We start from the raw sequence: 13213 nt of genomic DNA, 5'->3' as shown, positions 1-13213 counted from the left end.
GCTTCGGCTCATTTAAACAAGGCGTAGCCGTTATCCGCGGCTACGCTTTTTTTCGCGGTCTGATCCGCGTCCTTCCCAAGCATCGAGCAAGATCGCCACGAGCATATCGGCGAGCACGTTTACCCCGGACCGGAGTCTCGCGAGGATCCAATCGACCGGCGCGATCAGAGGTATCGCTGCGGCTACGATTGTCTCCGGCAAACCTGACGCACTCAGCACCAGTGGAAGGATAATCAATCCCGCTTCCGGAATTCCGGCGACGCCGATAGCCGCCATAAGCGCCGAGAGCACAATAATGGCTTGTTGTCCGGCTCCAAGCCCGTAACCCAATGCCTGTGCCAGGAACAGTGCCGCCATAGCCTCGTACAGCGTGATGCCGTCGTTATTAAGATTTGTTCCGGCGCAAACCGCGATGCGCGCAGATGAGTCCGAGACGCCGATGGTCCTCAGGCACCGCAAGGTAACGGGCATGGCCGCCAAACTGCTGTTTGCCGATAAGCCGGTCATGATGGCATCCGCGCCTTGCTTCAGATAAATGTGCGGTGGCTTTCCACCCGCCAGCCATGCCGCCAAGGGATAATAAACGAGGCCGTGCAAAGCCAGGCCAAGGCTTATAACACCGAGAAACCCGCCTAAATCGGCGAAGATTTCCAGACCGGTTTTTCCGACGACTTGAGCTACGAGGCCGAAGACTGCGAACGGAACGGCTTCGACAACCCAAGAAAGCACCTTGGCTAGAATCTGATAGGCCGAGGATACAAATCCTTCCAACGGTCGAATGTCTGCGATATCGCTCTCGCCTTGGCGATCTTTAAGCCAGCGTAGGGCGGCGCCGAATAGCAAGGCGAGCAGAACTACCGAGATCACGTTATTGCCGGCAAGCGGTTCGATCAGGCTTTGAGGGATATAGGCGCCGAGGTTCTTCAATGGGTTGAGGGTTGCCGCCGGGACCGCGTTTGAGCTCGCCAGAGCGGAATTTCCGGAAAGTTGGGCGGTGAGTTGCTCGATCCTGTCCTGCCATGCCAGCCCGGGTTCTATCGCATTCATCAGCAGCAAGCCGATCATGCAAGCGACCGAAACGTTGATGAGGCAAATCGTCACCAGCCGTCCTCCGCTTCTTGCGGATATATGGGTTCGCGCAAATGCATCGAGAATCGCAAATAGAATGAGCGGCACGGCAAGCGCTTTCAGGAGTCGGATCACGAGCATTCCGAGCTGCCCGAGATGGTCGTTTCGAAGGCCCCAAAGATAAGCTTCATCGCCACCGACGACGCCGAGTAACGCCCCCAGCGCGACGCCTATCAGTACGCGTATCGACAGGGGCCATCGTTTTGCTTTCATGTTCAGTTTCTGTTGATCGAAAGAGAGGATGTTATCGCATCGTTCAAGACTAAGGCGGTCGGCGTAGCTTAAGTCGACATTTCCGATAGTCCAGGGGGCCTGGGACTAGTGCCCATTTCGGCATGGCGCGGTCTTCAGGCGTGGTTTCGGCCGTTCTGCGTTAGGGATTTGTCCCAATTGACGGTACTTGCGCTTGTTGCTTACATCACTCGAACGAGAGGCTGCTCACTGCCCAAATAGCCAAGGCGATGAGCGGCGCATTTCTATTCATCGGACGGACAAGGAGGGTTCGAATCATGAGATTTATCACCTTCGGTTTATTGTGTCTCGTCAGTCTTACCGGTTGTGACGGCTCCGGGAGTTCAGGCGAGAAGAAGGTTCCTTTGGATCAAGTGCCGCCAGCCGTAAGAGCAACGGCAGACAAGGCGGTGCCTGGAGTCCAATGGGAGAAAGCTGAGACGGAAACGGAAAAGGGCCAGGCCATTTACGAACTGAAGGGACGCGATTCATCGAATCGTAAAGTAGAGGTTGAGGTGACGCCCGAAGGGACATTGGTCGAGGCCGAGACCGAGATTCCGTTGGAGGAGGTCCCCATCGTCGCGCGTGAAGCATTGAAAGCGAGGCTGCCCAATTTCAAACCGGACGAGGTCGAATCGGTCACTAAGGGAATTGGCCCCGCCGGATACGAGTTCGAGGGACGGGACGAAAGGAACAAGAAGATCGAGGTTTTTGTTTCGGCGGATGGCACTCAGGTGACCATCGAGGAAGATGATGACTGAGGAAGGTATTTTTTACGCTCGGTCGGTTTCGCACCACCCTGAGCAACATCTACTCGACGGGAGCGGCCTGAAGGTAGCCTCCACATCTCACGTCTCCGTCGATATCAGGGGCAGGGATGGTCGCGGCGGTTCACGTTCCTGCCGACGCCAAACCCGGGACCCGCTAGGCTCCGAGTTTTTTCGATCAGCTGGGAATCACACCGACGTGAACGCGTCGCACACGATGTCTTTCATGGATGCGCCTGCCAGGAAGGCTTTCTTTTGAGCGGCTTTCACCATTTCCGGGTGTCCGCACAGAAAAACTCGCCATCCTGTCAAGTTGGGCACCTCATTCAACGCGATCTGGTGAACCCTTCCGCTTGCGAATTCTTTCGAAACGTGGCTGCCCGAAAGACAGGCTGTGTACTCGAAATTGGAGTAGGCTCTGGTAAGTTCTCGCAGTTTATCGGTTAGGTAGAGACCGTTCGGAGTCCGGCTGCCGTGAAAGAGCCTGATCGGTCCGATATGGCCCTGGGCGAGAGCGTCACGAACGACGCCGTACAGCGGCGCCAGTCCGCTGCCCGTGCCGATCAGCAGCAGGCCTTGTTCGGGCGATCCGGGTAGGTAATAGCAATCGCCGCCTGGACCTTGAATGTCGATCGTGTCGCCCGGGCGCAAGGCGTCGTGCACCCAATTGCTCACTTTCCCTTGTGGTACTCGCCGTACGTGGATATGAATATGAGGATCTTCGGTCGGTAGGCTGGCGACGGAATAGCTTCGCGCCAGATTCTCGCCCTGATACAGGTTGATGAATTGACCGGCCCGATACTCGATCTGTTCGTGGGCTTTCAGGCTGACCTGCATGATCTCGGCGTTTAGAAGCTCCATGCCCACAATCGTCGCGGGGGTCCTGGAAAGCTCGTTGCCAGGCAACGAGACTGAAAGGGTTTCTTCCGGATTGCAAATACACGCCAGAAAGTAATTCTTGGCTTTTAGCGTCGGCTTCAGTCCTTTTTGCGAAGCTTCCGGTGGACGCCCGACCTCCGCCCGCATCAGACAGGCTTGGCAAATACCGGCGCGACAACCGAACGGCACGGATGCGCCGTGCTCGGTCAAACACTCAAGAACGGACTGACCGTCGCGTAGCGAATAGATTTGTCCATCGTAGCGGATATTCGGCATCGAGACCCTTCCCCAGAATAAACCGCGGGTTATCGACCGAGAACGTCGTTCCGAGTACTTTCGGCGATGGCCGCAGCTTCGGCAATAAGTTCTTCCGGAACTTTGAGTTCCTGCATGGTCGCGGCCAGGTTTTCCATCACCGCATCAAAATGAGCGTCGTTCAATCCGTTCTTGACAAGATGAGCGTGGCCTCGCCGCATGTCGAGACCGGAGTAGTGATGGGGACCCCCGAATGCCATGGTCAAGAATGCTTTCTGCTTGGCCGCTTGTGCCTCCATGTCGACGCTTTCGAAGAAATGGGCGATTCGGTCGTCGCTCAAGACCTTGCGGTAAAAAATATCGACGGCAGCGTCTACGGCAGCTTCGCCCCCCAGCTTTTCAAAAAGACTTTGGCTCATTTAGAGTTCTCCAAAACTATGGGTTTCTGTCAATCATGTAGCATTAATGCATCTTTACGCGCATAAAAAAACGCGTAAATCGCGTTTATTGCACTTAATATGCGTGCTCGATGAATATTAAGAGACGGTACGCTACTCTGTCAATCGGCCTAGGTTTGCGGATTGCAGGCTTGGACAAAAAGACCGAAAATCGGCTGCCTTTGTCCCCGGCATCCGCTAGACGCAACACCTTGGCAAGGTTCGACGATCGGTAGCGCTGGATTTACCTTATTCGAGTGAAGTGCCGGTGATAACGTGTGTTCGTCTTCGCTAGGGGGCAAGTTTTACGACTCTCAGAGGAGATTTTGCAGTGAAAAGAATTATGATGATCTTGGGGGCCGCGGTCATCGCGACGTTTGCTTGGGCGGAACAGTCCAATGTAGCACCGGCTCCGAATGGGATTACGATCCCGCAGAATTATAAAGATTGGCGGCTAATCGCTGTTTCTCAGCGTCCGGAAACCAGTACGCTCCGTGCCATTTTAGGTAATGATGTCGCTATTGCTGCGGCGAGAGCCGGAAATACCAATCCTTGGCCAGATGGAGCGGTGCTGGCCAAGCTGGTGGTAAAGCAAAAAAACCATCCCAAATATCCCACGGCCATGGTGCCGGGTGAATTCGTCCATGCCGAGTTCATGATCAAGGATTCAGCCAAGTATGCTTCAACGGGCGGCTGGGGTTTTGCCCGCTGGCTGGGAGAGAAGCAGGAACCTTATGGCAAGGACGCGAATTTTGCACAGGAATGCGTCGGCTGCCACACGACTGTTCAACAGAACGATTGGGTATTCACGGGACCGATCAATTTGCCTTGAACCGGAAAAGACGATATCGGCGGGGGTTGCTTGGGAATTGCCCCAGGTGCATGTAAAATGCGCCTCTTAATTTCAAGAGGCTGCCCGTCACTGCTGCTTGCAAGATAGATTGGAACGGGTTTGGCGGGGCGGTGAAACTGCACGCATAGAGCCGAGTCCAATAACGAGCGAAACAGGCTGTTATCTGGTAACCCATACAGCTTACAGGAAAATTTGAAATGACTTTCGTAGTAACCGAAAACTGCATCAAGTGCAAATTTACCGATTGCGTCGATGTTTGCCCGGTCGACTGCTTTCACGAGGGGCCGAATTTTCTAGTCATCGATCCTGATGAATGTATCGACTGCACTTTATGCGAGCCCGAATGCCCCGCGAACGCGATTTATTCCGAAGATGAAGTTCCGGAGGGCCAGGAACAATTCATCCAATTGAACGCGGAGCTTTCGAAAGTGTGGCCAAGCATCACGGAAGTCAAGCCAGCTTTGGAAGATGCGGACGAGTGGAACGGCAAACCGGACAAGATGCAATATCTCGAAAAATAATCGGAAGGTCGTGGCTAGCGATGAGTTATACGGCGGGGAGTTCAATCGGGTTCGATAATTCGTCTTTTCGTCGCCTCAACTGAAAAGTCTCAATCTCCGCTGTCGAGGGCGCTGTTGAAGTCAGCAGCGCCTTTTTGTCGTGAACAGTCGGTCTTGAACCGAACACGTTTCAGCAGCTGCCGCTGCTGTTTTCACAATCGCTCAAGATTTGTCGTCCGCTCTTGGAAAACTGAACTGGGCGGCGCGTGCCGGGATGTGCGCACCAGGCTGCGGGGTCTTGTAAGATATACGGCTCGATCCCGATGAAATCGTCTTCATAAGGATCTTCGGTAATCATGCGGAAGTGCGTTCGCACGCCGCGATCCGCTCCCCGCGTGGAAAGATGTATCCGTCCTCGTCGCGAAACTTTTCGTAGGTGCCGCGGTAAATGACCGCATGGCCGCGGTCGATGTACTCCTTGCCTTCGCCTTTTACGGTGGTTACGGTCACCGATCGGAATTCGATGCTCCGATGGCCTGCCACGGCATCGTATCCCACTTGTCCAGCTTCACCGCAACGGAGGTCCGACTCGACCCATGCTTTCAAGAATTCCTGTTCCTGAGGCACCCGAAATACAAGCGCTCCGCAGTTTCGAGTCGGTTTTGAGGTGGAGCGGGAACCGGTTCGTCGGAAACGATACCGGCAACGGCGACAGGCGTTTAGCAGTCCTCGCAGATCTTACCTAGAGATAGAGTATTTGCCGAAATTCGGGGCTGCTCGAGGTTGGTAGCTTTTCGCGATTAATTCAGCCTTAGAGTTGAGCTTTGCGAAATGATGCTATTGAAAAGAGTATAATTTTTGTTTCCCTCGTTCACTCGGGATGACGCCGAAGACGCCATGAAATTGCAGCAATTACGCTATATCTGGGAAGTTGCGCAGCACGAATTGAATGTTTCTGCGACGGCGGACAGCCTCTACACGTCGCAGCCCGGAATTAGCAAGCAAGTCCGGCTTTTGGAGGATGAACTGGGGCTTCCGATTTTCGCGCGGAACGGCAAGCACCTGACGGAGATTACCGCAGCCGGCAAGCAGATTGTGGCGATTGCCGGAGAAATTTTGGGCAAGGTCCAGGATATAAAGAATATCGCGCAGGAACACCGCGACAATAAGGTCGGTTCGCTGTCCATCGCCACTACGCACACGCAGGCGCGCTATGCGCTTCCTCCCGCCATAAAGGAGTTCATGCGTCGTTACCCCGGGATCAAGCTCAATATCAACCAGGGCACGCCGATGCAGATTTCCGAATTGGCGTCGCGCGGGGTTGTCGATATGGCGATTGCCACCGAAGCGATGGAGCTCTTCGAGAATCTCGTCATGCTGCCGTGTTACCAGTGGAATCGCTGTGTCTTGGTACAGCAGGGGCATCCATTGACGGAAAAGGCGGAGCTAACTTTGCAGGATGTCGCCGAGTATCCCATCGTGACTTACGTCTTCGGATTTACCGGACGTTCGCAGCTGGATCAGGCGTTCGAGAAGGCAAATCTGCATCCCCAGTTAGCTTTGACTGCGGTGGATGCGGACGTGATCAAGACCTATGTAAGGCTCGGTTTGGGAGTCGGAATCGTTGCCAAGATGGCTTACGACCCTGTCGCGGACGCCGATCTGATTCCGCTCGATGCCAGTCATATGTTCGGTTTGAGCACGACGAAGATCGGGCTGCGGCGGGATATGTTCATCCGCGGATTCATTTACGAGTTCATCCGCTTATTCGCGCCGCATCTGACGCGGGAATTGGTGGAACAAGCCATGACCCAGCGGGAACAAAAAGACGTCGATGCCTTGTTCGAGAATATCGCGCTGCCGGTGCGCTAGTTTTCGCATGCCCGGCTTGGTGATGCGCCAAGGCCGGTGTTGATCCTCAAGCTTTTTCAGCTGTTTTCAGATTCCCGGCATGTAGGCCGCATTCCTTCTTCCCGGCATCTTCCCACCACCACCGGCCTTCGCGCTCATGCTGATTGGGCAGAATCGGCCGAGTGCAAGGTTCGCAGCCTATGCTGACGAAACCTTTACGATGCAGTTCGTTGAAGGGCACGTCGTAGGCTTCGATGTAATCCCACACCTGCGCCGACGACCAGTTCGCGAGCGGATTGAATTTGATCAGGCGATGGTCGGGCGTGGAAAAAGCTTCGTCAAGCTCGATCTCGGCCAAATTTTCCCGAGTCGGGTTTTGGTCGCGTCGCTGACCGGTAATCCAGGCGTCCAGCTGACTAAGCTTCCGGCGAAGCGGCTCGACCTTGCGGATGCTGCAACATTCGTGATGGCCGTCTTTGTAGAAGCTGAATAAGCCTTTTTCTCTGACTAAAGTTTCCAGTTGCACGCGATCCGGCGAAAGAACGTCCAGCCGAATGGGGTAGCGCTCCCGAACGGTCTCGATCAATCTGTAGGTTTCGGGATGCAAGCGACCGGTATCCAAGGTGAAGACCTGAATGCCCGGCTTGAGCTTGCTGGCTAGGTCGATCAATACCACGTCTTCGGCGCCGCTGAAGGAAATGGCGATGTTGTCGAACCATGTCAGCGCCGCCTTGAGAATCGCGCGGGGATTTTTTCCGGCCAATTCGCCTTTAAGCTGATCGAGATCGAAGAATTGAGTACTCATGTCGTATCGGGGTAGAAACCGTGACGGATAAGGTAACACACGAGATTCAATCCTAAAAATTCTAAAAACAACTTTTGATATAGAAAAACGGGATAAGATCAGACGAAAAAGCCCCGCCGTTTTCGGCGGGGCTTTGGTGTTCTCGGTCGTGGAAGCAACCGATTACATCATGTCTTCCATTCCGGCACCGGGCATGCCGGCTCCTTTTTCTTTCTTCGGCTGTTCGGCCACCATGGCTTCCGTGGTGAGCATCAGACCGGCCACGGACGCGGCGTTCTGCAGCGCGGAACGGGTGACCTTGGTCGGGTCCAGGATACCCATCTGAATCATGTCGCCGTATTCACCGGTCGCAGCGTTGTAGCCGAAGGTGCCTTCGCCTCCCTGAACCCGGTTCAGGACGACCGAAGCTTCTTCGCCCGCGTTGGTCACGATTTGACGCAGCGGCTCCTCGATCGAACGGCGCAGGATGGCGATACCCACGGTCTGGTCGTGGTTCTTGCCCTGCAGATCCTTCAGCGCGTTTTGAGCACGGATGAAAGCGACGCCGCCGCCCGGAACGATGCCTTCTTCAACCGCAGCGCGGGTTGCGTGCAGCGCGTCTTCCACGCGGGCTTTCTTTTCTTTCATCTCGACTTCGGTGGCTGCGCCGACTTTGATCACGGCAACGCCGCCGGCCAGCTTGGCCACGCGCTCTTGCAGTTTCTCGCGATCGTAGTCCGAGGTGGTGTCTTCGATCTGCTTGCGGATCTGCTCGACGCGAGCCTTGATGTCTTCCGCTTTGCCGGCGCCGTCGACGATGGTGGTGTTTTCCTTGTTGATCTGGATCTTCTTCGCACTGCCGAGATCGCCCAGGTCGACTTTTTCGAGGCTCAGGCCCAGTTCTTCGGAAATGACGCGGCCACCGGTCAGGATGGCGATGTCTTCCAGCATGGCCTTGCGGCGATCGCCGAAGCCCGGCGCCTTAACGGCGCAAACCTTGATGATGCCGCGCATGGTGTTGACTACCAGGGTCGCCAACGCTTCGCCTTCGACATCCTCGGCGACGATCAACAGCGAACGACCGGATTTCGCCACTTTTTCGAGCAGCGGCAGCAAGTCGCGGATGTTGGAGATCTTCTTGTCGTGCAGCAGGATGTACGGGTTTTCGAGCTCGACGCTCATGGTTTCTTGGCTGTTGATGAAATAGGGCGAGAGATAGCCGCGGTCGAACTGCATACCCTCGACAACATCCAGTTCGTTGTCCAAACCGGAACCTTCCTCAACGGTAATCACGCCTTCCTTGCCCACCTTGTCCATCGCGTCGGCGATGATTTTGCCGATGCTCTCGTCGGAGTTGGCGGAGATGGTGCCGACCTGGGCGATGGCTTTACTGTCGGTGCAGGGCTTGGAGAGTTTCTTCAGCTCTTCGATGACCACGCCGACCGCCTGATCGATGCCGCGTTTGATATCCATCGGGTTTGCACCCGCCGCTACGGATTTCAAGCCTTCGCGGACAATGGCCTGAGCCAGGACGGTTGCCGTGGTGGTGCCGTCGCCGGCGACGTCGGACGTCTTCGAGGCGACTTCCTTCACCATCTGAGCGCCCATGTTCTCGAACTTGTCTTTCAGTTCGATCTCTTTTGCGACCGAAACGCCGTCTTTGGTGACGGTCGGTGCGCCGAAGCTCTTTTCCAGCACGACGTTACGGCCTTTCGGGCCCAGGGTCTGCTTCACTGCGTCGGCCAGAACGTTAACCCCGGCCAGCATGCGCTGACGGGCGTCATCGGAAAAACGGACTTCTTTAGCTGCCATCAGTTAATTCCTCCAAAATCAGTCTGAACGTTAGGTCGTGGATCAGGCTTCGAATACGCCCATGATGTCGTCTTCGCGCAGCATCAGATATTCGGTGCCGTCGATTTTGACTTCGGTACCGGCATACTTGCCGAACAAGACTTTGTCACCGACTTTTACATCCAGTGCGCGCACTTGACCGTTATCCAGGGCTTTTCCGTTTCCTACAGCAACCACTTCGCCTTTGATCGGCTTTTCCTTTGCGGTGTCGGGAATGACGATTCCGCCCGGGGATGTTTTTTCTTCTTCCCAGCGTTTTACGACGATACGGTCATGCAAGGGACGAATTTTCATGATGACTGTTTTCTCCTTGAAGAAGTTTGAACCTCAAAAAAACACTGTAGTGTTAGCACTCTCTGTCGAGAGCTGCTAACAATATAGCGATGCGGATTTAGTTTTCAAGGGGCGCAATATGAAATTTTGATTACCGAATCGAGCTAGCATTTCAGAAAAGGTGAAGGCCAGCGTTAGACTGGCCTTCGGTTTTATGGCCTCGCGTGGCCGGTCTTGTGGAAAGCGGGTCGCCGCCCTACCTAAACGAATCCGCGAAGATGTTGTCGGCCCAATGGAACATGTGCTCGTAATTTTCCGACGACGGCTCCGCCGCTTCGCCGAACGAATCCTCGACGCGCTTCATGCTGTGCGTTGTCGGATCGTATTGGTAAACCGCAGTCAACCACGACGCTTCGGTCTCGGTGATGGGGCTGAAGCAGGCCGAATTGGTCGTCGGCTGCGGGTCCGGTGTTTCGCCGACGAACGCGCGGATGATCGAGTCGACGCAAACTTTGGCCTGGGAGTTCGCCATGTGGCCGGACTTCGGTTGTGCCGTTGCCTGAGAATCGCCGATCACATAGATGTTTTCGTAGACGGTTGAACCGTAAGTCAGCGGATCGACCGTCGCCCATCGGCCCGTCGGATCGTTGACCACGCCGGCGTCGAAGACGATCTGTCCGGCTTTCTGGTTGGGAATCATGTTGAGCACGTCCGCCGACAACGCGCCGATCGTGGTGTCTATTGTCTTGAGCGATGAATTGACTTGGGTAATGCCTACGTTGGCGTGGTATTCGAGCGTTCCTGCATAGGTCTGGCTGAATGCCGTGCCGAATGTATGCGGCTCGGCCACGATGTCTGGGTTCGCATCCAGCACGATGATCTTCGAACGTCGCTTCTTGCGCTTCAGATAAGCGGCGACGATACATGCACGCTCATATGGGCCGGGTGGGCAGCGATAGGGCGCTTTGGGGACGTTCATGACGAACACGCCACCGTCCGGCATGGCCGCCAATTGATTCTTGAGCAGGGTAGTCTGGGGCCCGGCTTTCCAGGCGTGGGGCGTCAGGTTCGGGTCGTACAGACGTTCGGCTCCGGCCGGATTCGGGTTGATGAAGTCGATGCCGGGCGCAAGGATCAGATGCTCGTAGTCTAGTGTGGCGCCATTCGACAGACCCACCTTGCTACCGACCGGGTCGATGGCGGCAGCCATGGCTTGGACGATCTTGACGCCTCGATTTCTTAAACCGTCGTAGCTTAGGTTGATCCGGTTCATCGAGATGGCGCCGGTGATGACCAGGTTGGACAAAATACAGGCGTAGTGTGTGGCGTTGGGCTCAACCAGGGTGACATCGATGGTATTGTCCCAATGTTTGAGGTATTTGGCGGCCGTTGCGCCAGCGAAGCCTCCGCCGATGATGACGACTCGATTCGAGAGCGGTGTCGCGGCGCTCAAACTTCTGGGTATGGCCGCAACAAGCGAGGTTGCGCCGGCGAGTTTTAGAAATTGCCGTCTGTTGAAAGCAGTCATATTTAGTCTCTCCTGTCGGGAGTTGGCGTCATTGGTCCTGCGGTAGGAGGCTAGTCGTCCGAGGACGAGGCTCGCGGAAGCGAGCCAAGGTAGTCGGCGATCAACCGTAGTTGATCATCGGTATAACCGCGGGCTTGCCTGTCCATGATGTCCTCGACCGGGCGGTACTTTCTTTCGATCAGCTCGTCATACAACTCGTCGGCAGACTCCCCTGCCAGCGACTCGTAGCCCGAACCGTCGGTTCCGTGACATTGCGCGCATTGCGCGGCAAGGAGACGTCCGGCGGGAGGCTCGGAAAAGGCGCTTAGTGGAGTGGCCGTGGCAGTAATCAATACGAAACACGTTCTTAGGGGGTAAAACGATTTACGCATGTGTTACCTCGCTCGGTGACGTTAATGAGGTTTGGCCAATTCGTTTGCCGTCGCGCGGTCACTTGGTTTCCCCGCGCGACGGGACGTTTCTCTGTCGCCCTTGGTGGGGGGCAGGTTTCGGGTGTGTTTCGGTAACCCTACGGGATGTACTGAAATTTCCATGCCGCGGCCGCTTTCTGGGCGGATTCTTGTTCCCGAATACCGGGTTAACGTACCGGGTCGTGACCAAAGGAGTTACAGAATATGCTAATAAAACAATAAGTTGATATGGCATTAGCGGAAACCCGTGCTGGTGTTCACGCGGCTAGATGAAGCTGCGACGATGGACGCGAGCGGACTCGAGCTCGGCGGTTGTGACGCCGGCTAGCGACGAAAGAACAGGTTGATCAGCAGAGTCAACACGAGGCTGATGATGATCATGGAGGTGATGGGGATGAAGATGTACCGGTTTTCGTCCTGAATCCGGATATCACCGGGAAGCTTTCCGAACCAGCCGAACAGTCCCGGGGCGTAGGATAGGACCAATCCGAGCAGAAACAGGCCGATACCGACGTAGATGAGAATTTTCCCGAAAGACATCGCTCAAGTCCTCTTTGACGCTTCGCCACCATCAATCAAGTAGACCGTCGCGAACAGCAAGAGTGCTGCGATGCCTAGCAGCCACCGAATGTCGGTTTTGGTCGTGCGGCGCTCGACGAATTCCGGGGCGCGTAATGCGTCCATGAGACCTTCCGGCGTTTCCAGACGATGATAGCGGAGGCCGGTTGTCGCGCTCAGTTCGCGTAGATGGTTTTCGTCCAGCCAGGAAAGATAATAGCCTTCGCGCGGCGGTCGGGGTACGGTCTCGGTTGTTTCGTAGGCTGTGCTGGATTCCGGCATTTGCGCGATATCGGTGTTTTCCCAATAACCGATGAGCCGGTTTTCGCGATCGTATTTCGGCACTGTGGTCGGATGCAATCCGCCCACACCCACGATCAAGCCAGCGATTTCTCCCGGTTTTCCGGAAAATGTCGGTCGTATTGTTTGCGGCGGTGCTTCCTGGCCGTCGGTGAAGAGCGCCAGCCGAATGCCGGGATCTCGGTTTTTTACGTCCCGGATAGCGGCATAAACGCCTTGAGCGACAAAGCTGTTGGCTGCCCAGGCCATGCGCCAGTCGACATGGGCGAGCACATCGTCGATCACGCGCAGGTGTTCGCACACTTCTATGGGTTCGAACAGTAATTGAACGCTCTGAGTGGTGAAAAGTCCGAGCCCGACTTCCGAGCCGCACGGAAGATCATGCACCGCCTGCCGGATCGATTCCTTGACGAAATTGAGCCGGTCCGCCGGCATGTTTGCGACATGGTAATCGCGGACATTCATGCTTTGCGTGATGTCGATGACGAAGGCATAGCGATAGACCCGAAGCGGCAGCGGGAGTTTCGGATCGGCAAAGGTCAGCGCCACGAGCACGGTGGCAACGAACAGCGCCGTCGTGCGCCAGTCCCGGCGAACGAGCCGCATCC

At 55.6% G+C, this 13213-nt stretch carries 15 protein-coding genes; 4 read left to right on the top strand and 11 right to left on the bottom strand.

What is annotated here, in order from left to right:
• Positions 1–30: 30 nt before the first annotated feature.
• Complete coding sequence (locus ACR2R1_RS11560; RefSeq protein ID WP_077728457.1) at positions 31–1341, bottom strand: dicarboxylate/amino acid:cation symporter; 1311 nt, start codon at positions 1339–1341, stop codon at positions 31–33.
• 296 nt (positions 1342–1637) lie between these two features.
• Here ACR2R1_RS11560 and ACR2R1_RS11555 point away from each other — a divergent pair, with 296 nt between their 5' ends.
• Positions 1638–2120 carry a PepSY domain-containing protein gene (locus ACR2R1_RS11555; protein ID WP_133717645.1) on the top strand — a complete coding sequence of 161 codons (483 nt, stop codon included), beginning with the start codon at positions 1638–1640 and terminating at the stop codon, positions 2118–2120.
• Positions 2121–2315: 195 nt separating this feature from the next.
• On the opposite strand, the gene ACR2R1_RS11550 is transcribed toward ACR2R1_RS11555, so the two are convergent.
• Together ACR2R1_RS11550 and ACR2R1_RS11545 are read right to left on the bottom strand one after the other, a co-directional pair.
• The gene (locus ACR2R1_RS11550; protein ID WP_347257251.1) at positions 2316–3281 is read right to left on the bottom strand and encodes an FAD-binding oxidoreductase; all 966 of its coding nucleotides are present in this window, start codon (positions 3279–3281) and stop codon (positions 2316–2318) included.
• A 29-nt stretch (positions 3282–3310) separates the two neighbouring features.
• Positions 3311–3679 (bottom strand): group I truncated hemoglobin, encoded by a 369-nt coding sequence (locus ACR2R1_RS11545; RefSeq protein WP_077728454.1) that lies wholly within the window; start codon positions 3677–3679, stop codon positions 3311–3313.
• 349 nt (positions 3680–4028) lie between these two features.
• On the opposite strand from ACR2R1_RS11545, the gene ACR2R1_RS11540 reads away from it, so the two are divergent.
• Together ACR2R1_RS11540 and fdxA are read left to right on the top strand one after the other, a co-directional pair.
• Entirely contained in the window at positions 4029–4529 is a 501-nt protein-coding gene (locus tag ACR2R1_RS11540) for a cytochrome P460 family protein (protein ID WP_240502385.1), read from the top strand.
• Positions 4530–4747: 218 nt separating this feature from the next.
• The gene (fdxA, locus tag ACR2R1_RS11535; protein WP_077728452.1) at positions 4748–5071 is read left to right on the top strand and encodes a ferredoxin FdxA; all 324 of its coding nucleotides are present in this window, start codon (positions 4748–4750) and stop codon (positions 5069–5071) included.
• A gap of 333 nt (positions 5072–5404) precedes the next feature.
• Here fdxA and ACR2R1_RS11530 read toward each other — a convergent pair whose 3' ends face one another.
• Entirely contained in the window at positions 5405–5656 is a 252-nt protein-coding gene (locus ACR2R1_RS11530; protein WP_139841142.1) for a hypothetical protein, read from the bottom strand.
• A 291-nt stretch (positions 5657–5947) separates the two neighbouring features.
• On the opposite strand from ACR2R1_RS11530, the gene cysB reads away from it, so the two are divergent.
• Positions 5948–6922: an HTH-type transcriptional regulator CysB gene (gene cysB, locus ACR2R1_RS11525; RefSeq protein ID WP_077728450.1), complete on the top strand. Its 975-nt coding sequence runs from the start codon at positions 5948–5950 to the stop codon at positions 6920–6922.
• A gap of 46 nt (positions 6923–6968) precedes the next feature.
• On the opposite strand, the gene ACR2R1_RS11520 is transcribed toward cysB, so the two are convergent.
• The 7 genes from ACR2R1_RS11520 to ACR2R1_RS11490 all read right to left on the bottom strand — a co-directional run bounded on the left by ACR2R1_RS11520 (position 6969) and on the right by ACR2R1_RS11490 (position 13211).
• Complete coding sequence (locus ACR2R1_RS11520) at positions 6969–7706, bottom strand: phosphoadenylyl-sulfate reductase (protein WP_077728449.1); 738 nt, start codon at positions 7704–7706, stop codon at positions 6969–6971.
• 162 nt (positions 7707–7868) lie between these two features.
• Positions 7869–9497: a chaperonin GroEL gene (groL, locus tag ACR2R1_RS11515; RefSeq protein ID WP_077728448.1), complete on the bottom strand. Its 1629-nt coding sequence runs from the start codon at positions 9495–9497 to the stop codon at positions 7869–7871.
• Positions 9498–9539: 42 nt separating this feature from the next.
• A complete protein-coding gene (gene groES / locus ACR2R1_RS11510; protein ID WP_077728447.1) occupies positions 9540–9830 on the bottom strand; it encodes a co-chaperone GroES in 291 nt (96 codons plus the stop codon).
• 235 nt (positions 9831–10065) lie between these two features.
• Entirely contained in the window at positions 10066–11337 is a 1272-nt protein-coding gene (locus ACR2R1_RS11505; protein WP_086135164.1) for an FAD-dependent oxidoreductase, read from the bottom strand.
• Between the two features lie 50 nt (positions 11338–11387).
• Complete coding sequence (locus tag ACR2R1_RS11500) at positions 11388–11708, bottom strand: c-type cytochrome (RefSeq protein ID WP_077728445.1); 321 nt, start codon at positions 11706–11708, stop codon at positions 11388–11390.
• 363 nt (positions 11709–12071) lie between these two features.
• Complete coding sequence (locus ACR2R1_RS11495; protein ID WP_086135166.1) at positions 12072–12287, bottom strand: DUF2905 domain-containing protein; 216 nt, start codon at positions 12285–12287, stop codon at positions 12072–12074.
• A 3-nt stretch (positions 12288–12290) separates the two neighbouring features.
• Positions 12291–13211, bottom strand: coding sequence for a VWA domain-containing protein (locus ACR2R1_RS11490; protein WP_086135167.1), 921 nt, complete (start codon positions 13209–13211; stop codon positions 12291–12293).
• Positions 13212–13213: the final 2 nt, after the last annotated feature.

The organism is Methylocaldum sp. GT1TLB (assembly GCF_051027445.1).
Taxonomy (GTDB): domain Bacteria; phylum Pseudomonadota; class Gammaproteobacteria; order Methylococcales; family Methylococcaceae; genus Methylocaldum.
The sequence above is the reverse complement of the archived record's forward strand: the minus strand, read 5'-3'. Positions and strand labels throughout refer to the sequence as shown.